The 24,991-nt window shown below is 64.5% G+C and carries 22 protein-coding genes; 10 read left to right on the forward strand and 12 right to left on the reverse strand.

Annotated features, from left to right (window positions below):
- Positions 1–22 precede the first annotated feature (22 nt).
- The 7 genes from UP06_RS28195 to UP06_RS39465 are packed head-to-tail and all read left to right on the forward strand — an operon-like array spanning position 23 to position 9,206.
- Positions 23–1,558, forward strand: a complete 1,536-nt coding sequence (locus UP06_RS28195) for an ABC transporter substrate-binding protein (RefSeq protein ID WP_045006953.1) — start codon at positions 23–25, stop codon at positions 1,556–1,558.
- 57 nt (positions 1,559–1,615) lie between these two features.
- Positions 1,616–2,563: an ABC transporter permease gene (locus tag UP06_RS28200; RefSeq protein WP_045006954.1), complete on the forward strand. Its 948-nt coding sequence runs from the start codon at positions 1,616–1,618 to the stop codon at positions 2,561–2,563.
- Positions 2,556–3,443, forward strand: coding sequence for an ABC transporter permease (locus tag UP06_RS28205; protein ID WP_045006955.1), 888 nt, complete (start codon positions 2,556–2,558; stop codon positions 3,441–3,443). Before UP06_RS28200 ends, UP06_RS28205 begins: the two co-directional genes overlap by 8 nt.
- Positions 3,444–4,433 carry an ABC transporter ATP-binding protein gene (locus UP06_RS28210; protein ID WP_045006956.1) on the forward strand — a complete coding sequence of 330 codons (990 nt, stop codon included), beginning with the start codon at positions 3,444–3,446 and terminating at the stop codon, positions 4,431–4,433.
- A complete protein-coding gene (locus UP06_RS28215) occupies positions 4,430–5,389 on the forward strand; it encodes an ABC transporter ATP-binding protein (RefSeq protein WP_045007162.1) in 960 nt (319 codons plus the stop codon). Before UP06_RS28210 ends, UP06_RS28215 begins: the two co-directional genes overlap by 4 nt.
- Positions 5,390–5,429: 40 nt before the next feature.
- On the forward strand, positions 5,430–6,830 hold the full coding sequence (locus UP06_RS28220; protein ID WP_045006957.1) for an amidase: 1,401 nt from the start codon (positions 5,430–5,432) through the stop codon (positions 6,828–6,830).
- 54 nt (positions 6,831–6,884) lie between these two features.
- Entirely contained in the window at positions 6,885–9,206 is a 2,322-nt protein-coding gene (locus UP06_RS39465) for a penicillin acylase family protein (protein ID WP_045006958.1), read from the forward strand.
- A 53-nt stretch (positions 9,207–9,259) separates the two neighbouring features.
- On the opposite strand, the gene UP06_RS28230 is transcribed toward UP06_RS39465, so the two are convergent.
- The 4 genes from UP06_RS28230 to UP06_RS28245 form a co-directional block, all read right to left on the reverse strand.
- Positions 9,260–10,114, reverse strand: coding sequence for a carbohydrate ABC transporter permease (locus UP06_RS28230; protein WP_045006959.1), 855 nt, complete (start codon positions 10,112–10,114; stop codon positions 9,260–9,262).
- Complete coding sequence (locus tag UP06_RS28235) at positions 10,111–10,998, reverse strand: carbohydrate ABC transporter permease (RefSeq protein ID WP_045006960.1); 888 nt, start codon at positions 10,996–10,998, stop codon at positions 10,111–10,113. Before UP06_RS28235 ends, UP06_RS28230 begins: the two co-directional genes overlap by 4 nt.
- 69 nt (positions 10,999–11,067) lie before the next feature.
- Positions 11,068–12,411 (reverse strand): extracellular solute-binding protein, encoded by a 1,344-nt coding sequence (locus UP06_RS28240; RefSeq protein ID WP_197087412.1) that lies wholly within the window; start codon positions 12,409–12,411, stop codon positions 11,068–11,070.
- Between the two features lie 113 nt (positions 12,412–12,524).
- Positions 12,525–13,562 carry a LacI family DNA-binding transcriptional regulator gene (locus tag UP06_RS28245; protein ID WP_045006961.1) on the reverse strand — a complete coding sequence of 346 codons (1,038 nt, stop codon included), beginning with the start codon at positions 13,560–13,562 and terminating at the stop codon, positions 12,525–12,527.
- Between the two features lie 133 nt (positions 13,563–13,695).
- On the opposite strand from UP06_RS28245, the gene UP06_RS42225 reads away from it, so the two are divergent.
- The 3 genes from UP06_RS42225 to UP06_RS28265 are packed head-to-tail and all read left to right on the forward strand — an operon-like array spanning position 13,696 to position 17,678.
- Positions 13,696–15,621 carry a 6-phosphogluconolactonase gene (locus tag UP06_RS42225; RefSeq protein ID WP_245305564.1) on the forward strand — a complete coding sequence of 642 codons (1,926 nt, stop codon included), beginning with the start codon at positions 13,696–13,698 and terminating at the stop codon, positions 15,619–15,621.
- A 10-nt stretch (positions 15,622–15,631) separates the two neighbouring features.
- Positions 15,632–16,681 (forward strand): Gfo/Idh/MocA family protein, encoded by a 1,050-nt coding sequence (locus UP06_RS28260; protein ID WP_045006962.1) that lies wholly within the window; start codon positions 15,632–15,634, stop codon positions 16,679–16,681.
- On the forward strand, positions 16,668–17,678 hold the full coding sequence (locus UP06_RS28265) for a Gfo/Idh/MocA family protein (protein WP_045006963.1): 1,011 nt from the start codon (positions 16,668–16,670) through the stop codon (positions 17,676–17,678). Before UP06_RS28260 ends, UP06_RS28265 begins: the two co-directional genes overlap by 14 nt.
- 48 nt (positions 17,679–17,726) lie before the next feature.
- On the opposite strand, the gene UP06_RS28270 is transcribed toward UP06_RS28265, so the two are convergent.
- The 8 genes from UP06_RS28270 to UP06_RS28305 are packed head-to-tail and all read right to left on the reverse strand — an operon-like array spanning position 17,727 to position 24,986.
- Positions 17,727–19,133, reverse strand: a complete 1,407-nt coding sequence (locus tag UP06_RS28270; protein WP_045006964.1) for an Asp-tRNA(Asn)/Glu-tRNA(Gln) amidotransferase GatCAB subunit A — start codon at positions 19,131–19,133, stop codon at positions 17,727–17,729.
- A 2-nt stretch (positions 19,134–19,135) separates the two neighbouring features.
- Entirely contained in the window at positions 19,136–19,348 is a 213-nt protein-coding gene (locus UP06_RS28275; RefSeq protein ID WP_156163274.1) for a hypothetical protein, read from the reverse strand.
- Positions 19,349–19,394: 46 nt separating this feature from the next.
- Positions 19,395–20,828: an amidase gene (locus tag UP06_RS28280; protein ID WP_197087413.1), complete on the reverse strand. Its 1,434-nt coding sequence runs from the start codon at positions 20,826–20,828 to the stop codon at positions 19,395–19,397.
- Positions 20,825–21,043, reverse strand: a complete 219-nt coding sequence (locus UP06_RS28285) for a hypothetical protein (RefSeq protein ID WP_045006966.1) — start codon at positions 21,041–21,043, stop codon at positions 20,825–20,827. Before UP06_RS28285 ends, UP06_RS28280 begins: the two co-directional genes overlap by 4 nt.
- Before the next feature lie 13 nt (positions 21,044–21,056).
- Positions 21,057–22,070 (reverse strand): ABC transporter ATP-binding protein, encoded by a 1,014-nt coding sequence (locus UP06_RS28290; RefSeq protein WP_045006967.1) that lies wholly within the window; start codon positions 22,068–22,070, stop codon positions 21,057–21,059.
- Entirely contained in the window at positions 22,070–23,122 is a 1,053-nt protein-coding gene (locus UP06_RS28295; protein ID WP_245305565.1) for an ABC transporter ATP-binding protein, read from the reverse strand. Before UP06_RS28295 ends, UP06_RS28290 begins: the two co-directional genes overlap by 1 nt.
- Positions 23,119–24,033, reverse strand: coding sequence for an ABC transporter permease (locus UP06_RS28300; protein ID WP_045006968.1), 915 nt, complete (start codon positions 24,031–24,033; stop codon positions 23,119–23,121). The genes UP06_RS28295 and UP06_RS28300 overlap by 4 nt, the downstream gene beginning before the upstream one ends.
- Positions 24,030–24,986, reverse strand: a complete 957-nt coding sequence (locus UP06_RS28305) for an ABC transporter permease (RefSeq protein ID WP_045006969.1) — start codon at positions 24,984–24,986, stop codon at positions 24,030–24,032. Before UP06_RS28305 ends, UP06_RS28300 begins: the two co-directional genes overlap by 4 nt.
- Between the last annotated feature and the right edge of the window lie 5 nt (positions 24,987–24,991).

Genomic DNA, 24,991 nt, shown 5'->3' on the forward strand with positions numbered 1-24,991 from the left:
AAGCTTTTCGGCCATGTTTCGTATGATCACCGCGTTGGGCCGATCGATTGCCCTGCTGGGCGCGCTTGCGACCCCTCTCCATGCCGCCGAACCCAACCGCGGCGGCAGCCTCGTCTATGCCTATCTCTCGGGCCCGGGCACGCTCGATCCTCATGTCGCCTCGAGCCTCGTCGAACTCGAAGTCATTCACCATCTGTTCGAGCCGCTGGTTGCGATCGACAATACCTATAACGCCAAACCTGTTCTCGCTTCGAGAATCGAGACCAGTGCCGATGCCACAGTGTTCACCTTCACACTGCGCAAGGGCGTGAAATTCCATAATGGCAAGGAGATGACGTCGGCCGATGTGCTGGCGTCGTTCGAGCGCTATCGCAAGGTCAGTCCCAACGCCTCCGTGCTCGCCGATGTCGACGGCTTCGAGGCACCCGATCCTTATGGCTTCGTGATCCGTTTGAAGAAGCCGAACGCCGTGTTCGTCGACGTGCTGAAGTCGCCGGTCTATCCGTTCGAGATCTTGCCGGCCGAGCAGAAGGACAAGGCGGCGCGCGAGATCGACATCATCGGAACCGGTCCGTTCATGCTTGGCGAGTGGGTGAAGGACAGCCATCTCGTCATCAAGCGCTTCGACGGGTATGTGCCCGACGAGAGCGCGCCCGGGCCGGATGGTCTGGCCGGGCGCCGCACCGCCTATCTCGACCAGGTTCGCTATAATTTTGTGCCCGAGGCGAACGCCCGCGTCGCCGCCTTGCAGACCGGCAACGCCGACGTCATCGGCGACGTCCCCCGCGACCTCGCCAAGCGCTTCGATGGCCAGGCCAATATCACGACGCAGCAGATCTTTCCCTATTGCATGCAGGTGTTCGTGGTGAACACGCAGGCGGCGCCAACCACCAATCCGCTGGTACGCCAGGCGATCGAGGCGGTGGTCAACGTCGATGACATCACCGGCGCCATGGGACAGATCTCGCGGCCGGGCCATTCATTGGTCTACGCGTCGAGCCCCTACTATCAGGGCGATGCGATGAAGCCCTATTACGACCAGCGTAACCCGGCAAAAGCCAAAGCGTTGCTGAAGCAGGCCGGATACAACGGCGAGAAGATCGTGCTCCAGACGAACTCCAACTATCCGAACTTCCGCGACGCCATCCTGGTCTTGTCCGAGCAGATGAAAGACGCCGGCTTCAACGTCGCGGTCGACATCGTCGACTGGACCACCAACGCGAGCAACATGCAGCGCGGCACCGGGGTCTGGAATGTGTCCACCACCGGCTATTGCTCGAATCCGCTGCTCGGTCCGCAACAATGGAAAGTGATGTTCTACACCTTTCCGCACGTCAAGGACGACCATGTTCTCGACGCTGCCTATGACGCGTTCTACGCCTCGCTCGACCCGCAAAAGCGCATCTCTGCCTGGGCCGATATCGAGAAGCGCGTGCTGGAGCAAGCCTACATGATCAAGATCGCCGACATGGGCACGATGCGAAGCTACAACGCCGCCAAGGTCGTGAACTTCATGCCCTATTATATCGTTCATTTCTGGGACGTCTGGCTGAAGTAGCGTCGTCGGCAAAACGGCTGGCTGGGCAGGAGCAAAAAGCGTCGTATCGGGTATCTCATGTTTCGCACGATCAGCGTCCGTCTCATGCAATCCATACCAGTCCTGCTGCTGGTTGCAGTGCTGTCTTTCATCCTGATGCACCTGCTGCCGGGAGATCCCGCGGTCGTGATCGCCGGAGCCGATGCCGCGCCTGCGGCGGTCGAACGGATTCGTCGTGAACTCGGCCTCGACCAGTCGATCTGGCGGCAACTGCTGTCCTGGTTCCTCAATCTGGCACAGGGCAAGTTCGGCAGTTCGCTGATGCTGAACCAGACCGTGCTCTCCGCGGTCGGGGAGCGCTTGCCGGTGACGTTGTCGCTCGCCGCCCTGTCGCTCGCCATCACCTTGCCGATCGGGATCGCACTCGGCATCCTGGCCGCCTACTTCCGGAGCAGCTGGATCGACGCGGGTGTCATGGCGATCGCGCTGATCGGGGTCTCGGCCCCGAGTTTCTGGATCGCAATCGTGTCGGTCATCTTGTTCAGCGTGAAGCTCGGATGGGCACCGTCCGCCGGCTATGCGCCGTTGCTGACGGCGGGCCCCGGCGCCTGGTTTGCCTCGCTGATCCAGCCCGCCATGGTGCTCAGCCTGTTTCAGATCGGCTTCCTGGCACGCATGACACGCTCGGCGATGCTCGATGTGCTCGAGCAGGATTTCATCCGGACGGCTCGCGCCAAGGGGGTCAGCGAGTGGCGAACCGTCGGCAAGCACGGCTTCCGCAATGCTCTGGTTGCCGTCGTGACGGTCAGCGGCATCATCCTAAGTCTCCTGATCGGCGGTTCAGTCGTCATGGAACAGGTGTTTGCGTTGCCGGGCATCGGCCGGCTCGTGGTGCAGGGGATCATGGCCCGCGACTACCCGCTGATTCAGGGCACCATGCTGTTGTTCGGCTTCGCCTTCGTGCTGATCAACGTTGCCGTGGATATTGTCTACACTCTTGTCGACCCGCGGGTGCGCTATGACTGACGCCGTGCTCGCCGCACCGTCGACGCAAATACTGGCGGAACGCCGGCGATTTCGAATCCTGCGCAAGCTCGCTGCTCACCGGTCGTTCAAGATCGGACTGGTGGTCGTGACCGTCCTGGTGCTGTGCGCGATCATCGGGCCGCTGCTGACCGGCACCGACCCGACGGCAATGAGCATTCGCTACCGGTTCAAGCCGCCGTCGGCGCGCTTCCCGTTCGGCAGCGATCAATATGGGCGGGACATCCTCACGCGTGTGCTCTATGGCGGCCGGTTGTCTCTGTCGATCGGGTTTTCGGTGGCCCTGCTCTCGGGCGTGTTCGGCGCCATGATCGGTGTCATGGCGGGATATTTTCGCGCGCTCGATCCGTACGTCATGCGGTTGATGGACGCGCTGATGGCGTTCCCGGCGATCCTGCTTGCCATTGGTGTCGGCGCGGCACTCGGCGCGCAGGCCAGCAGCATCGTGGTGGCGCTGGCAGTCGCCTATGTGCCGCGGACAGCGCGCATCGTCCGTGCCTCGGTGCTGGTCATTCGCGAGATGGAATATCTGCAGGCCGCGCGGGTGAGCGGTGCCGGCGACGCGCACATCATCGTCAAGCACGTGCTGCCCAATTGCCTCGGACCGCTGATCGTCCAGCTGACCTTCATCTTTGCCTATGCCATCGTTGCGGAAGCGACGCTCAGCTTTCTCGGCATCGGCCCGCCGCCGCCGGCCCCGAGCTGGGGCAACATCATCGCGGAAGGGCGCGACTACTCGGTCGAGGCATGGTGGGTGATGCTGTTTCCCGGTCTCGCGGTCAGCCTCGCTGCGCTCGGCATGAATCTGCTCGGCGACGGGCTGCGCGACGTGCTCGATCCGCGCTTGAAGATCGAGACCTGAATGGCGCATCAAACCCTCCTGAGTGTCGAGAACCTCACGGTCCAGTTCCGCGGCGACGCCGGCTGGGTGAATGCCGTCGAAGGCGTGGACTTTGCCGTTCGCGCCGGCGAATGCCTCGGCATCGTCGGTGAGTCCGGCAGCGGCAAGAGCGTCAGCGCCCTTTCGATCCTCAAGCTGCATGGCCGTGCCAACACACGTTACGCATCGGGAACGATCCGCTACGGCGGACATGACCTGCTGACCGTTTCGCAACGCAGGCTGCGCCAGGTTCGCGGCGGGGAGATCGCCATGATCTTCCAGGATCCGATGTCCTCGCTCAATCCGGTCCTGAGCATCGCCGACCAGATCATGGAGCCGCTGCGCCAGCATCAGGGGCTCTCGGCGCGGGCTGCCCGTCGTCAGGCCGTCGAGCTGCTGGAGATGGTGCGGATTTCCGACGCGTCGCGCCGCATCGATGATTACCCCCATCGGCTTTCCGGCGGCATGCGCCAGCGCGTCATGATCGCCATCGCGGTGGCGTGCCGTCCCAAACTCCTGATCGCAGACGAGCCGACCACCGCCCTCGACGTCACCATCCAATCCCAGATCCTCGAATTGCTGCGCGAGTTGCAGCGTGAAATGGGCATGTCGGTGATTCTGATCACCCATGACCTCGGCGTGGTCGCGGAGTTCGCGCAGCGTGTCGTTGTCATGTATGCCGGGCGAGTTGTTGAATCCGCTGCCGTCCCTGACCTGTTCGAACGGCCGGTGCATCCTTACACCGAAGGCCTCATCCGCGCCGTGCCCGATCCCGACGCGGACGTACGCCGGCTCGCCACGATTCCCGGAAACATTCCCGATCCGTCGACGTTGATCGCGGGATGCCGGTTCAACCCGCGCTGCAGCGAGGCGATCAAGTCCTGCCTGACGGAGCCGCCGGCGCTGGTCGATGCCGGCGCCGGCCATTTCGCGCGTTGTCCGCCGCGCATCGCCGCGGGAAGGCACGCATGAGTGGAGCACCCATCGTCGCCGTGCGCGAGTTGGTGAAGACCTTTGCGGCGCGGGGTGCGTCGTTGCGCGCCGTCGATGGTGTCAATTTCGATGTCGGGCAAGGCGAGACACTGGGCCTCGTCGGGGAGTCAGGCTCGGGGAAATCCACCACGGGACGCATCCTGGTCGGGCTCGAAGCCGCGACCACCGGATCGATCAAGCTGTTCGGCCAGGAGATTTCTTCAGCGACCGGCAAGGCCGCGCTCAGGACAGTGCGCCGACGGCTGCAATTCGTGTTTCAAGACCCGCAGAATTCTCTCAATCCCCGCATGCGCGCGCAGGACGCGATCGCGGAGCCGCTCGACGTCGCGGGCGGTCTGTCGCGCGCCGCTCGCAATGATCGCGTCCGCGAACTGCTGGAGATGGTCGGTTTGCCGCGGTCGTGTGGCGACCGTTTCCCCCATGAGTTTTCCGGCGGCCAACGCCAACGCATCGGTATCGCGCGCGCGTTGGCGCTGAAGCCGGAATTCATCGTCTGCGACGAACCGGTATCGTCGCTCGACGTGTCGATGCAAGCGCAAATCGTCAACCTGCTGCTCGACCTCCAGGAGCGACTCGGCCTCAGCTATCTCTTCATCGCCCATGATCTCGCGGTGGTCCGCAGCATTTCAGCGCGGGTGGCGGTAATGTATGCCGGCAGCATCGTCGAGATCGCGCCCAAGCACGAATTGTACACCGCTCCCCAGCATCCCTACACGCAAGCGCTGCTTGCGGCTATCCCTCGCATCAAGTCGAACAAGGCCCGCACGACGGTCGTTACCGGCGAGCTACCGAGCCAGATCGACACGGTGCCAGGCTGCACGTTTCATCCACGTTGTCCGTTCGCGTTCGAACGCTGTCGAGCCGAGAGGCCGAAGCTGCGCGAAATCGCTTCGGGCCATCTCGCCGCCTGCCACCTTGACAAAGTCCCCGCCTGACGGCCGCCGCCGCCGCTTTGCCGAATGATGGAGTTCTGAGATGTCTGATCGCGATCTTCTCTTTATGCCCGCCACGACCGCCGCAAGCCTGATCCGTAAACGCGCGCTGTCTCCGGTGGAGTATGTCGACGCCGTGCTGGGCGCGATCGAGCGGACACAGCCGACGCTCAATGCCTACGCGACGGTGACCGCCGACGCGGCGCGGGCGCAGGCGCGGGTCGCGGAGCAGGCCGTCATGGCTGGCGAGCAACTCGGGCCGCTGCACGGCATCCCCGTCAGCATCAAGGATCTCTTTGCCACCAAGGGCGTGCGCACTGCACACGGATCGGCGATCCTCGCTGACAATATTCCCGCGCAGGACGATATCCTGGTGACGCGGCTGAAGAATGCGGGCGCGATCATGGTAGGTAAATCCACCACACCCGAATTCGGTCACAAGGGCCACACCGACGGACCCAGCTTCGGGATCACGCGCAATCCCTGGAATCCCGAACGCACCGCAGGCGGATCGAGCGGTGGCGCGGCCGTCGCGGTGGCGGCCGGACTTGGGCCGCTGGGTCTCGGCACGGACGGCGCGGGATCGATCCGCATTCCCGCAGGAGCCTGCGGCGTGGTTGGACTGAAGCCGACCACAGGCGCAGTACCCTATGAGCAGACCTCGGATTCGTTCTTCAACTATGCCGCGGCCGGTCCATTGACGCGCACCGTAGCCGATACGGCATTGATGATGGACAGCCTTGTAGGTCCGTCGACGCTCGATCCCTGGTCGCTCGGTGCGCCCGGTAACGGGGCGCTGATGCCGAGCCTGATCTCGGAGGATTTGTCCGGATTGCGGATCGGATATTTGTCCGCCATGAGCGACTGCAGCGCGGACGTTGCGGCAAACACCAAGGCGTCGCTCGCAGCCCTCGCAGCGCTCGGCGCCGAGGTAGAAGAGGCAGGCGCTGGAATGGACTGGATCGCGGGTCCTGCCCGGCTCATGTACCTCGCCAATCTGAACGTCTATTTCGGCCACCATCTGGAAAAATGGCGCGACCGGATGGACCCGGTCCTGGTGGAATGGATCGCAGCAGGCAGCCGCGCTACTTTGGTCGATTTTCGCAAGGCCCAGGTTGCCCGTTCGCGGCTCTATCGCGCCGTGCAGAAGCTCTTTGAAGACTACGACTTCCTCGTCACCCCTACCTTGCCCACGACTGCGATTACGACCGAGGCCGGCAAGACCGTCGACGCATTGTTCAATCGCGGCTGGAACGCTTTCGTCTATCCGTTCAACCAGAGCGGAAATCCGGCGCTGTCGGTGCCAAACGGATTCGGCGCCGATGGATTGCCGACCGGCCTGCAGATCGTCGGCCGCTGGTGGAAAGATAACGATGTTCTGCGCCTCGGTGCCATTCTTGAGCGAATTCGCCCCTGGGCCGATCGTCGACCGCCCGCGGCATGATCGATCGGGCGACGAAGCCCTTACCTGCAAGCCTGACAAGACTGGGAGAAGAGCGTGACAAACGCTGCCAATGACAGACCTTCATGCCTGCCTCAGACCAAAGGCACCGTCGTGCTGCGTGGTCTTGAGGACAAGGTCGACGTCCATCGCGACGCCTGGGGCATCCCTCACGTCCGCGCACGCGGAACGGCGGACGCCTTTTTTGCGCAAGGCTATGTCCATGCCCAGGACCGGCTCTGGCAGATGGACGCCGCGCGCCGGCGCATGCTGGGCCGCTGGGCGGAATGGGACGGCAGCGCGGGTGTCGCGGCGGATACGCTGGCGCGGCAGCTGGATGTCGCGGGCGCGTCGCAGCGCGACTTCGCCGGTTTGTCGAGTGAAGCGCGCGCGATGCTCGAAGCCTATGCTAGCGGCGTCAACGCCTTCCTGGCGCAGGGCGCGCCGTTGCCGTTCGAGTACGGCCTGGTCGGAGGCGACGTCGAACGCTGGGAGCCGTGGCACTGCATCCTCGTGATGCGGCAGCGCGGCTATCTGATGGGCTCGGTCTGGTTCAAACTGTGGCGCGCGGCGGCCATGCGCAGAATCGGTCCGGATCACGTCGCCAAGCTGCGTTACGACGATGGCGGCCAGGATTTTCTCGCCACGCCGCCGGGTGCGGAAGGCAAGCGATGGACCGCCGCGCTGCAGGATCTGGCGCCAGCGATCGAAGCACTGGCAACGCTCGCAGGGCCGGAGGCCACCGATGGTGGCAGCAACAATTGGGCGATCGGACCGTCGCGGACCGCGACCGGCCGGCCATTGCTGGCCGGCGACCCACACCGCGCCTTCGAGATGCCGAGCCTATATTCGCAGTTCCACCTCGCCTGCGACGCGTTCGATGCCATCGGGCTTTCGGTGCCGGGCGTGCCTGCATTCCCGCACTTTGCCCACAACGGCCATGTCGCCTTTTGTGTGACTCACGCCTTTGTCGATATCCACGATTTGTATGTCGAGAAATTCAAGCCCGGCGACGCGTCCCGCTACCTGTTCCGGAATGAATGGCGCACCAGCGATATCCGTCATGAACGCATCGCGGTTCGCGGTGGACCTGCCGTCGATGTCGAGGTGATCGCGACCCACCATGGGCCGGTGATCGCGGGCGACCCTCATCAGGGAGCGGCATTGACGCTGCGGTCGGTGCAGTTCGCGGAACTCGATCGGTCGTTCGATTGCCTGCTGCCGATGCTGCGAGCTGGAAGCGTCGACGCGCTCTATGAGGCAACGCGAGGCTGGGGCCTGATCGATCACAATCTGGTCGCGGCCGATACCACCGGGCGAATCGGAAATCTCGTGCGCGCCATCGTTCCGCGGCGTCCGCGACTGAATGGTTGGCTGCCGGTGCCGGGCTGGACAGGAGAGTATGAATGGCAGGGTGTCATTCCCTGGGAGGATATGCCGCGCGCCTTTGATCCGCCGGAAGGCTTTCTGGTCACCGCCAACAACCGTGTCGTCACCGACGAGAATCCGGACTATCTGTGCACCGACTGTCATCCTCCGTACCGGGCCAGACGGATCGCCGATCGGCTGGCCGAACTTTCGGCTGCGACCGTCAGCGACATGGGCAGCATCCATGCCGACACGCACAGCTTCACGGCGAGTGAATTCATCGCCCGCCTGAACCGGCTCCCGGCGATCGAAGGACCAGCTGCCGCGTTGCGCGACCTCATCGCCGGTTGGGACGCGTGCATGGCTGCCAATTCAAAGGCGGCTGCAACCTATGCTCGGACGCGACGCGAGCTTGCGCGTATCGTTCTCGAGCGGTCCGGTCTCAGCGCGGTGTCGCGAGATCCCGTCGCCCAGGTTGCCCCCGGCGTGGCGCCGCTCAATCAGATCTGGTGGGCACTCCCGTCATTGCTGCGCAACGACGATACCGCGTTCCTCGGAGGTTGGGATTGGGATCGCGCGCTGACAGCAGCGCTCAAGCGAGCAGCGGAAACTGACAAGGACAAGACATGGAACGACAAGACTTGGTCGGAGCTGCATCACGTCCGCATGTCGCATCCGTTGTCGGCGGCCTTCCCGCAGGCGGTGTCGCAGCTCGAACCGCCGGGGCTTCCGGTTGGCGGCGACAACGATACCATTATGGCCAATGGATGCTATTGGGCTACGTCAAGCCTGAACGCGGCCTATGGCGCGGTTGCGCGCTATGTCTTCGACGTGGGCAACTGGGACAACAGCGCCTGGGTCGTGTTTCATGGCGCGTCGGGGCACCCCACGAGCCCACATTTTGCCGATCAGCATGCGCAATGGGCCTCCGTCAAAATGGTTCCGATGTTGTACGACTGGAGCAAAATTGCGAAGGCCAGCGACCATCTCGTGCTCGAGCCGTCCACCTAGGTCCCTCAAGGTACTCCCTGTCCGTCCATCACGCAGCTTACGCCGGCAAGGTGTCATTCTTTCAAACCGCTCGCGGCCACGCCACGCACGAAATTTCGACGCATCAGCGAAAAGAACAGCGCGCTCGGAACCAGAGCCAGGGCGGCGGCCGCGCTGAGATGACCGATATCGACGGTGAAACCGGTTTGAAACAAGGCTAGCCCAACCTCAAGCGTATAGGTGTCCTTGTGGGTCATGACGACGAGAGGCCACGCGAACGCGGTCCAGGCCTGAAAGAACGCCAGCACGGCGAGAGCTCCCAACGGGCCGCGCATCAGCGGCAGCACGATCCGCAGGAAGATCCAGCCCTCCCCCGCGCCATCCACCCGCGCAGCCTCCAGGAGCTCGTCAGGGATCGACGTCATCACGTATTGCCGCACCAGGAAGATGCCGAAGCTCATGATGAGATAGCCGACCAGAAGCCCGGGCCAGGTGTTCAACAGTCCGGCGGACTGAACGTTGAGGTAGAGCGGGATCATGTAGACTTCGAAGGGAACGACGGCCGTCGCGATGATGATGCCGAAGATGACCGGGATCCCCGGCAGATCGAACTTGCCGAGCACATAACCGGCGATCGCCGACGTGCTGACGATGCTCGCGGTCGAGAGCGTCGCAAAGACGAGCGAGTTGCCGATCCAGCGAAACAGCGGCGTTTCGCGCACGACGCTGACGATGTTTTCCAGCGTCGGCTGGTGTGGGATGATAGTGGGCGGCCAGGCCAGCAGCTCCGGCGGCGTCTTGAACGCGTTGCTGATCAGAAACACCAGCGGCAAAAGCATCATCAGGCTAACCGCGCAAAGAACGGCATCGATCACGAGGCCGACGACACGGTTCTGACCAACCACGGACGGACGATCGGGCTCGCTCATGCGCGGCTCCGATCGCGGAAAAGCCTGAACTGCGCGCCGGTCAGAATGAGGACGATGACGAGGAGCACGACGGCTTCGGCGGCTGCATAGCCGACCCGGTAATTGCGAAAGCTGTTTTCGAGCATGTCGAGGACGAGAACGCGAACGAGGTGTCCTGGCGCACCCTGGACGTCCGATGCCAGCACGAAGGCCTGCGCATAGATATTGTAGGACGAAATCAGCGTAATGACCGACACGTACAACATGACAGGCTTCAGCAGCGGCACGGCAATGTAGCGGAAGGCCTGAAGCGACGAGGCGCCGTCGAGGCGCGCGGCCTCGTAAAGCGCATCCGGAACGTTCTTCAGTCCGACAAGGAAGATGAGGACGGCATAGCCGATCGCCTGCCAGGAGCAGAGAACAATCAGGCACACCAGAGACAGCACGGGGTCAAACAACCACGACTGGGCCGGAATTCCGACCAGTCCGATCAGGGCGTTGAGCGGTCCGAGCCGGGCGTCGAAAATCCATTTCCAGGCCATTGCAGCCGGAACCAACGAGACGACGTGCGGCAAGAAAACCGATGCTTCGTAGACGCCGCTGCGCCGCAGCCCCTGCCGACTATTGATCAGGGCGGCGAGCGCGAGCGCGACCGGAATGGTGATCGCCACGACGCTGAAGGCGATGATGGTGGTGTTGAATATCGCCTCGAGAAACAGCGGGTCGCTCGCCAGCTCGACGAAGTTGGCGAACCCGACGAATGGCTTGCGCCGCGAGATGATATTCCATTGGAACAGGCTGAGCCGCAGCGTCTCGATGATTGGATAGACGCGAATACAGCCATAGAGCCCGAGGACCGGAAGCAACGCCAGAACTGGAAACAGCCATTTCGGCGTGGTGCGCATGGGTCCTCCGGCAAGCGCCGGTCAGCGGCCGACGCCTGGATTGGGCGGGTCGCCCCTGTCGGTGAAGGTCTAGGGTTTGGCCAGCAGGTCTTCCCGGGCGAGGATCTTGTCGCTTTCCTCGGCCGCAGATTTCAGGAAAGCATCGATCGCGGCGTCGTTCCCTGCCAGCGACTTGTCGGTGAATGCCTTCTCCAGTCGCGCCGCAAGCCGGGTGAGGATTTCGCTGGCAGGACTGATCGCCGGAACCGTGAAGAAGACGTGGTCAGCCGGGACGTTGACGAAAGCGTCGAGCTGCGGGATTTTCTTGAGAACGGCGGAGTAGTCGAGGCCCTTGCGGTTGGGGACCCAGGCCGTGTTCTCAAGCAGCCAGAGCAGATTTTCCGGCTCATTTGCCTTTTGCACGAAGTCCCAGGCGATCTGGCTCTTCGGTCCCTTGTTCGGCACGTAGAGATCGACCGGGACCATCAGCGTGCCCTTGGGCAATGGGGCTGTGGCGTATTTGAGGTTGGGCGCCTTCTTGGCGACGTCGCCAATCACCCAGGATTCCCGAATGAACATTGCCGTCTGGCCGAGCTCGAAGGCTTCCGCATCGGCCTTCATCTCGGGGGTCACCGTCCGGTAGACCACGACGTTGTCGAGATATTGCTTCAGCGCGGTGCGGCCGGCTTCGCTCGCGTAGGCGGCGCGCCATTTTCCGCCCTTCTCCTCAAGCAGCGTGCCCCCGTGATTATAGAGGATAGTCCAGTACTTCTCCGCGATGCCCGAGCCGCCGCCGCTGAGACGCAAGCTCCATCCGCTCACCTGGAGCACGCCGGACGCATCGCGTTGCGCGAGCTTCTGCGCATAGGCCGTGTAGTCGGCCATGGTCTTGGGCGGACCCTCGAGGCCGGCCTTGGCGAGCATGTCGGTGTTGTAGTACAGCGCGCCCTGCCCTTGGAACAACGGCACACCGAAAATCTTGCCGTCGTACATGGCGGTCTTCACACGCGTCATGTCGTAATTGGCTTTGACGAAATCGACGATCGACGCCGGCGGCTCCGGGATGAGGCCAGCCTCGAGATATCGTGCCGCCTCGACCTCCATCTCGATGACGTCACCGGCCGCGCCGGATGGAAGCGACAGCGCAAGCCGCTTCTCGTGCTCACGCAGGGCAATCGCCTCGACGCTGACTTCGAGATCCGGATATTTGCTCTTCAGCTGGTCGCCGACCCGCTTGTAGAACGGGGCGAGGTCGGGCCAGCCGCTCCAAATGGTCAGCTTCTCGGCCGATGCGGGCGAAGCAAATACTGGTGCTGCAACAGCAAGCGCCAGTGACAGCGCGGCTGACATCAGGGAACGGCGACCCGAATTCGCCGGGCGAATGCTGTCCTCGAGACGCGTGATATAGCCGAACCTGCCGACGGGTTTCACCATGAGGGTCATTCTCGCAATACGGAATGGGACAAATCCTGCAAAAAAGCTCGCATGCAACCGGTTGCGTGTCAATTGTGATCCATTGCCGCTTTCCGAGGCCGTTGACTAAATCGTCAGCGGCCTCGCCGCTTCGCCGGCGCCGGGCCGGTAGAGGCGCGAATGACGAGATGAGAATTCAGTTTGTGGCGGATCTCTCCCGACACGCCGCCATTCATCTGGCTGAGCAGGAGACCGACCGCGACATCGCCCGCATCGGCACAGCGCGCCGACACGGTGGTGAGCGGTGGATAGGTGGTTTCGCCGAGGACGTCATCGCAGCCGACGACACTGAATGATTTCGGCACCTCGACGTCGAGCGCCGCGAGCCCTGCCAGCAGGCCTTGAGCGACAAGGTCGTCGAACGCGATCGCCGCGGTGACGCCGCTGGCGGCAATCTGGGTGGCTGCCAGCCGGCCGGTGTCGTAGGACGGTGGGCGCGCGGGAACGGCGATCACCTTGATCCCGCGCTTCTCCGCCTCGCGGCGGACGGCGTTGCGTCGTTGCTGGTTGGACCACGACGTTGTGGGGCCGCTGACATAGGCGATGTACCGGTGCCCCAACTCGTCAAGATGCGCGATCGCAGCTGCGACACCTGGCGCCGTGTCGATCAATACCCGTGTAATGCCCTCGATATCGCGATTGATGAGCACCAACGGCCGACGCGTCGCATGGCGCCTTATGTGCTCTTCATCCAGACGGGATGAGGCGAGGACAAGCCCCTCCACCTGGCCGATGAAGCGGCCGACCAGCAATTCCTCGCGCGCGGGATCTTCGTCCGAATTGCCGAGGAAAACGCACAGCCCCGCCTGGTCGGCGCGCAGTTGCGCAGCCCTGATCAGCGGCGGAAAGAACGGGTTGGCGACATCGGAGACGATGAGCGCGACATTGCCGTGGCGTCCAGTCGAGAGTGCGCGAGCGACCTGGTTCGGCACGTAGCCCAACTTATCGGCGACCTCCTTGACGCGCCGGACAGTCTCTTCGGTCAGCATCTCAGGTCGCGAGAAGGCGCGCGATACGGTCGCGCGCGAAACCCCGGAGGCCTTCGCAACCTGACTGATCGTCGGCACGACCGCTGGACGCCGCTCCCCGCCGCTCTCGGAATCGCGCTTCACCGCAGGCCGCCTCCACTGCATGGCATGCCATTACACATGCCTTGATAGGGCCTAGGGCGCAAGCTTGACATGCAACCGGTTGCATTACATTCTCGTCGCTCGGGGGTAACGAGTGGGCCCGGCAGAACCATGGATGCGCATGACGGCTTCGGCACCTCCCTCAATCCTGACATTTGAAACGCGGGGTGCGATGGGCCGGGCGGCTGCCGCGGATGTCGCTGCCGTGCTGCGCGACCGCCTCGCCCGGCAGAGCACGGTGCGGATGATTTTTGCCGCGGCGCCGAGCCAGGCGGAGATGCTGGACGCCCTTGCATGCGAGCGCGATATCGACTGGCGGCGCGTCACGGCCTTCCACATGGACGAATATCTCGGACTTCCAGCGGATGCACCGGAGCGCTTCGGGGCCTGGCTGACGCGTCATTTGTTCTCGCGTATCGCTTTCGGCGCCGTTCACCTGATCGGGCAAGAACCAGATCCGGACCGCGAAGCGGCGCGCTATGCGGCTCTTCTCAGCGAGGCCCCGATCGACATCATCTGCCTCGGCATCGGCGTCAATGGGCACTTGGCATTCAATGACCCGCCGGTCGCCGACCTGCATGACACGAGGCCGGTCAAAGTTGTCGAACTCGACGCGATCTGCCGGCAGCAACAAGTTGACGATGGCTGTTTCTCGACACTCGGGGACGTCCCGACACACGCGATCACGCTGACGATTCCCCGGCTGCTGGACGCCGGCCAGCTTTTCTGCGTCGTACCCGGCGCGTCCAAGCGAGCCGCCGTCGAGCGATCCCTGTACGGCCCGATCGGGACGGCCTGCCCGGCGAGTGCGCTCCGCACGCATCCGCGATGCACGCTGTATCTCGACCAGGAGTCCACGCCGCCGCAGCTCTCGTTGCAAACACCGGTGCGCATGACCGATCCGGCAACGCGCGTCTCGGGCCGCGACCCGGACACCGGGGAGCTCCGCACGATCGTCATTCAGGGCGGCCGGATCTCGGAGATCATTCCCGGCGGACCTGATGACGGGCTATGGCTGTCACTCGGCCTGTTCGATCTGCAATTGAATGGCTTTGCCGGCCACGATCTCAATGCGCGCCCCGATCCCCAGACGGTCCGCGACCTCGCCACAGCCGTCCACAACAGCGGCGTGTCGCGATTTGCCCCGACGCTCATCACGGCGTCGCACGATGCGATCATCGATGCGTTACAGGCTATAGCGCAGGCGCGCGATAGCGATCCGCTCCTCAAGCACGCGATGCCCTTCGTCCATCTTGAAGGACCGCATATCGCGCCGGAGGACGGTCCCCGCGGTGCGCATCCGGCCGAGCATGTCAGGCCGCCAAGTCTCGATGAGTTCGACGCCTGGCAAGCCGCCAGCGGAAACCTCATCAGCCTCGTGACATTGTCGCCGCACTGGCCGGAAACTGACGCGTATGTGCGCGGCCTTCGGGCTCGCGGAGTTCATGTCGCGCTCGGCCATACCAGCGCGACGCAGGATCAGATCTCTGCGGCCGTCGTGGCCGGAGCGATGCTGTCAACGCACCTTGGCAACGGCATCGCGGCCACGCTGCCGCGACATCCCAACCCGATCTGGACCCAACTGGCAGAAGACAGGTTGTGGGCGAGCTTCATCGCTGATGGCCATCACCTTCCCGCCGAGGCCTTCAAGTCCATGCTGCGTGCAAAGGGACTGGAGCGATCGATCCTGGTTTCAGACGCTGCCGCGCTCGCGGGTTGCGCACCTGGAATCTATGACGCGCCGATCGGCGGCAAGGTCGAGCTGAAAGCGAACGGCCGGCTGGAGGTCGTCGGCACGTCCTTTCTGGCGGGAACTGCCGTCAGCCTCATGTTCGGAATAGCCACGGCCAGACGCATGACCGGATTGACCCTGGCAGAGGCGCTGAGGCTGGCAACGATCAATCCCCGTATACCGTTCAACCTTCCTGCGCTGACGGTCGGGGCGCCCGCCGATCTGCTGCGCTTCCGTCTCGGCGAGGATGAATCTCTCGTGCCCGAGACGGTCTATGTCGCCGGCCGGCCGTACCCGTTCACTCCTTGAGGACTGAGACATGAACCGGCTTCGCATCGGGTTGATCGGTCCAGGGGCAATCGGAGAAACGCACGCGCGGGCGATACGGGCACTCGATGAAACCGTTCTGTCCGCGATCGCCGGCGGCACGCCCGAGCAAATTGCAGCGTGCATGAACGGCGAACCCATTCCGACATTCGCAACCACCGACGCGATGCTGGCAAATGCCGAGATCGACGCGGTCGTGGTCTGCACCCCGAGCGGTGCTCACCATGACGCCGCACTTGCTGCGATCGAGTCCGGACGGCACGTGCTTGTCGAGAAACCGCTCTGCGTCGATCCGGCCGAGGCCGCATCCCTGGTCCGCGCCGCCGAGCGCTCGCAACTGACATGCGGCGTGGTTTCACAACGGCGTCTCGAACCCCAGCATCAGGCGATCAAGAACCTGCTCGACACAGGACGTCTCGGACAGGCGCGCCTGATCGAGGCGGCGATCCATTGGTACCGCTCTGACGCCTACTACGCGGAGAAACCCTGGCGCAGCGAAGCAGGGCACGGCGGGGGCTCGCTGTTCAACCAGGGGGTTCACAATCTCGATCTGATGCTCTGGCTGTTCGGGACCGTTGACAGTGTTCAGGGTAAGACGGCAACGCTCGGACACAACCACGCCGTCGAGGACACGACAGCGGCGCTGCTCTCCTTCGCATCCGGCACGCTCGGCGTGATCGTGACGAGCACGGCGCTGCCGCCGGGGCGACCGGCCATGCTTCGACTGTTCACGGACCGGGGCAGTTGCGAGCTCGCAAACGACAGCATCGTCCGCTGGGATTTTGCTGGCGTTGCGGAGCCGCCATGTGCGGCCGGGGTCGGAAGCGCCGCCAGCGATCCCAAGGCCATCGGGATCGACGGGCATATCGCGCAATGGCGCGACTTCGTCCAGGCTGTCCGGGAGCGACGGGCGCCCGCGAGCTCGTTCAGGGACGGATTCGAAGCTGCGAGACTGGTTGACGCCATCTATCGCTCGGCCGCGGAAGGTCGGGCCGTCAGCCCCAGCGAGATCGCACCGGAGGTCAGTCATGCCGGCGCGTAGTTCCGAGACGATCGACATCGCCATCATTGGTGCAGCTCACCCGCATGTCGAATATGTGCTGTCAGAGATTGCGAACCGAACCGACGTCAGGGTCGTGGCCATCGCCGACCATGACCCGGCGCGGCGCGCCGAGCTCGAACGACGCACGATGGCGCCTGGCTACGCCGACCCGAATACGCTTCTGGATGCGTATCCGATTCAGGCTGCGGCGGTCTTCACCGAGTTCGGTCTTCGCGCTCCGATCGTGGCCGAACTTTTGCGCCGCGGCATATTCGCGATCGCCGACAAGCCCATGGCGGTGACCCTGGCCCAGCTCGCAACAATCGAAGACGCGCTTGCCGGGCGCAATTTGCTGACGCTTCTGCTCGAGAAGCGGTTCTATCCGGTGACGCTCGCGCTCCGCTCAGTGATCGAGAGCGGCGAACTGGGGGACGTCGTATCCATCAGCGCAACCGGGCCACACAAGCTCGTCCCGAGCCGCCGCCCGGCGTGGATGTTCGAGCCCGCGACTTATGGCGGCATCCTCGCTGACCTGACAGTCCACGACATTGATCTCGCGCTTTGGTTGACGGGGTACAGCAGTGGCACGATCAGCGGCTGGATCTCGCCGACCCCGGCGGCCGGCACGACGAACTTTCCCGCGCTGGGGCGTGCCATCCTCGCCTGCGATGGCGGCCCGCAATTCGCGATCGAGGTCGACTGGATCCAGCCCGAAGCGTCGCCACGGCATGGCGACTATGCCATGCGGATGTCCGGGACAAAGGGCCGTGCTGACGTTCTCTTCGCGGAAAACCGACTGCTCGTCGAGACGGCGACGAGACCCCGGCGCGAAGTCGACCTGCCCGTGGGCGCCTCGCCTGCCGGCTTCGTCTTTGATCATCTTGCCCATGGCAAGACCTTGCAAATTCCTGCAAGCGAGGCCCTGCGCGCCACGCGCATCGCAATACTCGCTCAGGAGAGTGCGGCGAATGGTGGGAAACCCATGCGATGGGGCTGAGCTTCCTCGCGATCAGACTGACTGACACTATCGCAGGCAACCTATCGCCTAGCCCCTAGCAAGCGTCGGGCGCCGGGTGCTCAGCCCCGTCGCGGACTCGAAGGCGGCGCCGATGCGGAGCACCATGCTTTCATCGAAGGCGCGGCCGACGATTTGCATCGACAGCGGCAGGCCCGACGCCGAGAAGCCGGTCGGGATCGACATGGCCGGATTGCCGGTGACGTTGAACGGCATGGTCTGGATCGGCCAGTTGGGCGGGCTGTTCGGATCAATATCGGCGAAGGCCGGCGCCGGCATCAGTGCGCTCGCCGTGATCAGCGCATCATAGGTCTTGAGCTGCAGATTGACCGCGCGCGAGAGCTCGCGACGCAACCTCATCGCCTGCTGGATATCGGCCCCGGTTACAAAAGCGCCGAGCGTCATCCGCAGATAGGTCAGCTGGCCAAAATCAAGCGGCCGCCTCTGGAAGTCCTGCTCATGAATCGCGAACGCCTCGGTGTACATGATAATGCGGCCGCAGGCATTGAACAGGTCGTAGTCCGGCAGCGTGATCTCCTCGACCACGGCGCCGAGCTTCGCAAGCCGCTCCGCGGCGCGGTCGATCGCGGCAACCACCTCGGCCGACACATCTTCCGCCTTGGCGAAGAAATGCCTGGGCAGGCCGATCCGCAGCCCGTCCACACCCCGATCGAGCCCATCCAGATAGTTCGGTATGGGAATATCGACGCTGGCCGGATCGAGCGCGTCATAACCGGCGATCGTCTGCAGCGCGATCGCGCTATCCTCGACCGTCCACGACAACGGGCCGCAATGGTCGAGCGTAGTTGACAGCGGAAACACGCCGCGTCGGGAGACCAGGCCGTAGGTCGGCTTCAACCCGACCGTGCCGCAATAGGCGGCGGGGCCTCGGATCGAGCCGCCGGTGTCCGAACCCATCGCCATGCGCACCAGCCCGGCGGCAACCGCAGCCCCCGAACCGGAGGACGAGCCGCCAGGAATGTGCTCACGATTCCAGGGATTGCGCGCCGGCGGAAACGGCAGATCGAAGCTCGGACCGCCGAGCGCGAATTCATGGGTGGCAAGCTTGCCGAGCAGCACCGCACCTTGCGCCTTGAACTTGCTCTCCACCACGGAATCGGCGGCCGGCACATGATCCAGCCGCAGCTTGGAATGGCAGGTCGAACGGATACCGGCGGTGTCGTAGATGTCTTTCAGCGCGTAAGGCACGCCCTGCATCGGCCCGCTGTCGATCCCTTTGGCGAATGCGGCGTCCGCGGCCGCAGCATCGGCACGGGCGCGATCGGCGGTCACGGTGATGAAGCTGTCGAGCGCGGGATCGATCGCGGCAATGCGCGACAACGCGTCCTCGGTGAGCGCCGTCGAGGTGATCGATCCGTCGCGCAGCTTGCGGCCGGCGTCGGCGATGCTGAGTTCGAACAATTTCGTATCACTCATGATCAAAGCCCCCGCGTCACGCTCTGGATCGAGAATGTGCCGGCCGGCTCGTCTGCCGCGGTGCGCGGCTGGCGCATCGTGGCCAGCATGCGGCGCAAATCCTTGAAGCCCGCGAACAGCGCAGCTTTGCGGTCTTCGGGAATGGCAAGGCCAGCGCGTTTGGCGAGAACGTCGAATTCAAGGGCAAGCGCGGCTTCGTCGGGCGTTTCCGGCATGATGATCATCCTTCTTGTCGTTCTTGTCGTTGTAGCGTTTCATTGTTCAGATTGCGGCGATCGCCGGCCGGCGCGCATGCCAGTCGGTATCACGTTGATAGGCGTCGGCCGCCTGCAGCACCGCGGCTTCCGCGAACGGACGCCCACTGATCTGCAAGCCGATCGGCAAGCCGTTCGGATCGAAGCCGCAGGGAATGCTCATCGACGGCAGCCCGAGATAGTTGAACGGCCGCGTGTTGGTGGAGATGCCCAGCGCCACCTGCTCCGTTCCCGGCGGACCGTTGTCGATATCGGTGGCCGCGAGCGTCGGCAGGCAGGTGCGGATGGTGGGCGTGACCAAGAGATCGACCTGGCTGAACACCTCCTTGGCGAACGCCTTCAGGATCGGGCCGCGCCGGCTCAGGGCCTCGACGTAATAGGTGGCGGGGATCGCATAGCCCGGAAACATCCGCCCATTGATATGGGTGGCGAAGTCCTGCGGCCGTTGGCGCATCCACTCGGCGTGGATCGTGGCGCCTTCGACACGCGACACCACTGAGGCATAGGTCGCGACCGCATCCATCAGCGGCAATGTCAGAGGCACGATCGTTGCGCCGCGCCCGGCCAGCACGGAAGCTGCAGCCTCGATCGCCACCCGCACCGGCGCGTCCACCTCGTCGAGGAAGTAGGTCGAGGGCATGCCGATACGGATACCGCGAAGGTCGCCGGTCAGCCCCGCCTCGTAGTCAGGCACGGGCATCTCGGCGCTGGTCGGGTCGCGCGGGTCGTGCCCGGCGATGACACTCATGATCCGGGCACAATCGCGCGCGGTACGGGCGAGCGGACCGACGTTGTCGGCCGAGAAGGACAAAGGCATCACGCCGTAGCGGCTGACGCGGGTCTGCGTCGGCTTGATGCCGCTCACCCCGTTGGCCGCGGCGGGAAGACGGATCGAGCCGCCGGTGTCGGAGCCCAGTGCGGCAAAGGTGAAGCGGGCCGCGACCGCCGCGCCAGATCCACTGGAGGAGCCGCCGGTGATATACGAAAGATTCCAAGGATTGTGGCAGTCGCCATGGTGACGGTTGTGGCCGGTGCCGTTCTGTGCGAACTCCGCCATGTTGAGGCCCGCAAACGCATAAGCGCCGGCAGCGCTGAGCCGCTCGATCACGGTCGCGCTGTAGTCGGGCACGAAATCGCGGCGAATGACCGAGCCGCAACTGGAGAGACGGCCGGCCTGATAGTACATGTCCTTGTGCGCCAGCGGCAGCCCGTGTAACGGCCCGATCGGTCCGCCCGCGGCGCGCTTGGCATCGGCGGCACGGGCAGCAGCGAATGCGGCCTCTTTGTCCACCCAGATCGTGGCGTTGACCGCCTCCTCATGGGAGTCGAGATTGGCGAGGCACGCCTCCAGCAGCGATACCGCACTCACCTCGCCCTTGCGCACCGCATCCGCCGCCTCGACCAGCGACAGGTCGGCAACATCAAGCCTTGCCGCCATCATGCGCGCACCCCGATCGATGCCGCTTCAACCAGCGCTGCCTCGAAGCTCGCGGGCTCATCCTCGAAGCGCATGGTGCCGCGCAGCGCCTCGAAGTCGCGGATCAGCTTCTCCAGGTCGCCGAGCATCCGCAGGGCCACCTCGTTCGGCGGCTGCACGCCATGCCAGGTCGCGATCGAGGCGACCATATCGTTCACGAACTTCGTTTTCTCACTCATGCACTGTCGCCTTTCATACGGGCTCTCTTAGCAAACCTGGCAACACGCCCGCGACGCGCAGGCAGCGAGCCATCCGGCCCGGCGCCGGGTAGACCGGGTCGGGGAAAGCCTGGCGACATGCCTCGGTGGCGAGACCGCAACGCGGCGCGAAGCTGCAACCGCCCGGCAGCCGCCGCAAATCAGGCGGACTCCCCGGGATCGCGGCGATATCCTGATCCGGCGCCTGGTCGTGCACGGTGGAGGCTAACAGACCTGCGGTGTAAGGATGCGCCGGCGCGCGCAAGACGTCTGCGACCGGCCCCTCCTCGATCACCCGCCCGGCATACATCACCGCCACGCGATCCGCGATCTCCGCCGCCACACCCAGATCGTGGGTGACGAAGATGGTGCCCATCCCCAGTTCCTGCTGCAGGCGGCGCAGCAGGATCAGCACCTGGATCTGCACCGTCGCGTCGAGCGCCGTGGTCGGCTCGTCTGCCAGCAAGAGCCGCGGCCCGCAGGACAGCGCGATCGCGATCATCGCGCGCTGCCGCAGCCCTCCCGACAATTCATGCGGATAGGCATCGAACCGGCGCGCGGCAGATGGGATCTTGACCAGATCCAGCAGCTCGATCGCGCGGGCGCGGGCCTCGACCTTGGTGCCGCCCTTGTGTCGACGGATCATCTCCACCAGGTGCTGCCCGATGGTATAGACCGGGTCCAGCGCGGTCATCGGCTCCTGGAACACCATCGCGACCTCCCCGCCGCGAAAGGCCCCTAACGCCTTTCCCTGCAACGCAAGAACATCCTGTCCGCCGAGTTCGACCCGACCTGCCACCTGCGCTTGCTTCGGCAATAGCCGCATCAGTGCGCGCAGCGTGACGGACTTGCCCGAGCCAGACTCGCCCAAAAGACACAGCACTTCGCCTGCGCGCAGGCTGAACGTGGCTCCGTTGACGGCGGTCACCGTCGCCTCGCGGCTCACGAACTTCACGGTCAGATCCCGCACGTCCAGCAGCGGCGCGGCCGCCTCGGTGTGACCGTCCATCAGGCGGACCCCGCCAGGCTGTGACCGGAATCCGGCGTCGTCATATGACACGCCGCGACATGAGAGGAGCGGTCCTCCCAGTGTCCCAGTGTCGGCATCCGCGCTTCGCACACGGACTCCGCATGCGGACATCGGGTGCGGAAACGGCAGCCCGAGGGCGGGTCGATCGGACTCGGCGGGTCGCCCACCAGAGGCGGCGCTTCGATCCGCCGTCCGGCGTCCATCGACAGGCGAGAGCCCAGCAGCGCCCTTGTGTAAGGGTGGCGCGCTCGGGCAAATACCTCGGCCGCCGGACCAAGCTCAACCACCTGTCCCAGATACATCACCAGGACGCGGTCGCTGATATAGCGCACCACGTTGAGGTCGTGGCTGATGAACAGATAGGTGAGGTTCAAAGTGCGCTTGAGCTGTCGCAGCAAATTGAGCACCTGGGCCTCGACCGACTTGTCCAGCGCGGAGACGGCTTCGTCGAGGATCACCATGCGCGGGCCGACCGCGAGCGCGCGGGCGATGTTGACGCGCTGCTTCTGGCCGCCGGACAGCTCGTGCGGGTAGCGCGGGCCGAACAGATCCGGCCGAAGACCCACCTTGACCAGGATCTCGTGGGCGATCCGGCGCGCCTCGGTCTTGCTGCGGCCGTTCACCATCGGGCCGAAGGCGATGGAATCCTGCACCGGCATGCGCGGGTTGAGCGAGGAGTAGCTGTCCTGGAACACCATCTGCACCTGACGGCGCAAATCAGCCACGTTGACGCCGCCGCGTTCGCCCACGGCGTCGCCGTCGAACACCAGTTCGCCGGAGTCCGGCACCACCAGATGCAGCAAGAGCCGCGCCAGCGTTGACTTACCGCAACCGGACTCGCCGACCACGCCAAGGGTTTCACCCTTGAACAGCGTGAACGAGACGCCATCCACGGCGCGCACCACCGCGCCCTTGCCGGCCCCCTTCACCCGGAAATGGCGCTGCAGCTCGCGCGCGATCAGCATCGGCTGCGCGGCGCCGCCGCGGTCGCGCGGATCCACGTAGGGCAGCATCTCGACGGCGGTGCTCATCCGCGCACGTCCATTGCGCCGCGCACGCCGTCGCTGACGAGATTGAAGCAGATCGAGGTGATGAAGATCGCAATGCCCGGCAGCGCGCAGCCCAGCGGGTTGACATAAAGCGACTGGCGCAAGGTCGAGAGCATCAGGCCCCAGTCCGGCTCAGGCGGCTGCACGCCCAGGCCCAGGAAGGACAGGCCCGAAGCGAGCAGGATACTGACGCTGACGAGGCTGGAGGCATAGATGAACACGGGGCCCAGCACGTTGCCCAGCACGTGGTGGCGGATGATTGTCAGCGTGCCGGCACCGCTGGCGCGGGCGGCCTCGATGTAGTCCAGGTTCTTCACCTGCGCGGTCGCTGTCTCCGCGACGCGACACATCGCCGGCGTGAACACCAGGCTCAAGGAAATGATGCCGTTGATCATGCCGCCGCCCATCGCGCCGGAGATCGCGACCGCCAGCAGGATAGACGGAAAGGCATAGAACACGTCCATGGTGCGCATGATGGCGGTATTGGCCACGCGCCCGGCGAAGCCGCCGATCACGCCCAGCATGCCGCCGACCAATGTTGCGATCAAAACCGGCGCCAGGCCCATCACCAGCGAGATACGGCCGCCATAGATCAGCCGGCTCATCATGTCGCGGCCCAACTCATCGGTGCCCCAGGGATGGCCGCGCCAGCCGAACGGCTTGAGCCGGCCGACGATACTCTGCTGGTACGGATCGAACGGCGCAATCAGCGGAGCCGCGATCGCCGCGAGGACGATCGCCAGCACCACAAGGCCGAAAATGATGGTCACCCAGTCATAGCGCAGCCGACGCAGCACCGACTGCCAATAGCCGCGTACCGCAATCGCGTGCGCGCCGTCGATCTCTGAATCCGCCGGGATTGCGCCCTGCGCCACCACCGCTCTCTCGTTCATGCTCGGCGGATCCTCGGGTCCATGACCGCTTGCAATAGGTCCACCACCAGATTGGTGGCGACGAAGATCAGCGAGAGCGCGAGGATCGAGCCCTGCAGCACCGGGATGTCGCGGTTGATGATCGCCTTGAACAGCAGAAAGCCGCTGCCGGGCCAGGTGAACACGGTCTCCACCAGAATGGAGCCGCCCATCAGATAGCCGAATTGCAGCCCCAACACCGCCAGCACCTGTGGCGAGGCATTCTTGAGCACATGCCGGATCACCGCGCCCTCGCCCAGCCCCATGGCGCGCAGCGTCGTAACGAAATCCTGGCTGCGAACCTCCGCCACGGCTGCGCGCGTCGTGCGTGCGATGATGCCGATCGGGATCATCGCCAGCGTGGTCACCGGCAGCACCAGGAATTTCGCGTCGCTCCAGTGCCATAGTGTGAAGGCAGCCGAGCCGGACTGCCCCATTCCGCTCGCGGGCAACACCATCAACTCGACCGCGAAGATGATGACGAGCACCAGCCCCAGCCAGTAGTTCGGCAGGCTGACGCCGATCACCGCCACGCCCGTGACAATGCGGTCCGTGGGCCGCCCGGGGAAGCAGCCGGCCAGCGCTCCCATGCCGTAGCCGACGAGGAACGAGATCGGCGCGGCGAACAGCACCAACATCGCCGTGTTGCTGAGCGCGCCGAACACCTCCAGCGTGACCGCGCGCTGGCTGGCGATCGAGCGACCGAAGTCACCATGCAGAACGTGCCAGAGCCAGATCGCGTATTGCACAGGGATCGGCCGGTCGAAGCCATAGGCGTGCTTGACGATCGCGACGGTCTCGGCCGTCGCGTCCGGCGGCAGCACCGTCTGCAACGGGTCGCCCGGCGCCAGATAGACCAGGGAAAAGCAGACGACGCTGACGCCGAGTGCGATCGGGATCGCGAACAGGATACGGCGGATGACGTAGCCGAGCATTCCCG

It is taken from the genome of Bradyrhizobium sp. LTSP857 (genome assembly GCF_000938285.1).
In the GTDB taxonomy this organism is placed as follows: Bacteria; Pseudomonadota; Alphaproteobacteria; order Rhizobiales; family Xanthobacteraceae; genus Bradyrhizobium.

Excerpts from the sequence above, each read along its gene's own strand:
- UP06_RS28285 (WP_045006966.1), bottom strand. The coding sequence starts at position 21,043 with ATGAGTGAGAAAACGAAGTTCGTGAACGATATGGTCGCCTCGATCGCG.
- UP06_RS28265 (WP_045006963.1), top strand. The coding sequence starts at position 16,668 with ATGCCGGCGCGTAGTTCCGAGACGATCGACATCGCCATCATTGGTGCA.
- UP06_RS28305 (WP_045006969.1), bottom strand. The coding sequence starts at position 24,986 with ATGCTCGGCTACGTCATCCGCCGTATCCTGTTCGCGATCCCGATCGCA.
- UP06_RS28200 (WP_045006954.1), top strand. The coding sequence starts at position 1,616 with ATGTTTCGCACGATCAGCGTCCGTCTCATGCAATCCATACCAGTCCTG.
- UP06_RS28240 (WP_197087412.1), bottom strand. The coding sequence starts at position 12,411 with ATGGTGAAACCCGTCGGCAGGTTCGGCTATATCACGCGTCTCGAGGAC.
- UP06_RS28235 (WP_045006960.1), bottom strand. The coding sequence starts at position 10,998 with ATGCGCACCACGCCGAAATGGCTGTTTCCAGTTCTGGCGTTGCTTCCG.
- UP06_RS28210 (WP_045006956.1), top strand. The coding sequence starts at position 3,444 with ATGGCGCATCAAACCCTCCTGAGTGTCGAGAACCTCACGGTCCAGTTC.
- UP06_RS28205 (WP_045006955.1), top strand. The coding sequence starts at position 2,556 with ATGACTGACGCCGTGCTCGCCGCACCGTCGACGCAAATACTGGCGGAA.
- UP06_RS28290 (WP_045006967.1), bottom strand. The coding sequence starts at position 22,070 with ATGGACGGTCACACCGAGGCGGCCGCGCCGCTGCTGGACGTGCGGGAT.
- UP06_RS28300 (WP_045006968.1), bottom strand. The coding sequence starts at position 24,033 with ATGAACGAGAGAGCGGTGGTGGCGCAGGGCGCAATCCCGGCGGATTCA.
- UP06_RS28220 (WP_045006957.1), top strand. The coding sequence starts at position 5,430 with ATGTCTGATCGCGATCTTCTCTTTATGCCCGCCACGACCGCCGCAAGC.
- UP06_RS28215 (WP_045007162.1), top strand. The coding sequence starts at position 4,430 with ATGAGTGGAGCACCCATCGTCGCCGTGCGCGAGTTGGTGAAGACCTTT.
- UP06_RS28295 (WP_245305565.1), bottom strand. The coding sequence starts at position 23,122 with ATGAGCACCGCCGTCGAGATGCTGCCCTACGTGGATCCGCGCGACCGC.
- UP06_RS28195 (WP_045006953.1), top strand. The coding sequence starts at position 23 with ATGATCACCGCGTTGGGCCGATCGATTGCCCTGCTGGGCGCGCTTGCG.
- UP06_RS42225 (WP_245305564.1), top strand. The coding sequence starts at position 13,696 with ATGCGCATGACGGCTTCGGCACCTCCCTCAATCCTGACATTTGAAACG.
- UP06_RS28280 (WP_197087413.1), bottom strand. The coding sequence starts at position 20,828 with ATGATGGCGGCAAGGCTTGATGTTGCCGACCTGTCGCTGGTCGAGGCG.
- UP06_RS28230 (WP_045006959.1), bottom strand. The coding sequence starts at position 10,114 with ATGAGCGAGCCCGATCGTCCGTCCGTGGTTGGTCAGAACCGTGTCGTC.
- UP06_RS28260 (WP_045006962.1), top strand. The coding sequence starts at position 15,632 with ATGAACCGGCTTCGCATCGGGTTGATCGGTCCAGGGGCAATCGGAGAA.
- UP06_RS28270 (WP_045006964.1), bottom strand. The coding sequence starts at position 19,133 with ATGAGTGATACGAAATTGTTCGAACTCAGCATCGCCGACGCCGGCCGC.
- UP06_RS28275 (WP_156163274.1), bottom strand. The coding sequence starts at position 19,348 with ATGCCGGAAACGCCCGACGAAGCCGCGCTTGCCCTTGAATTCGACGTT.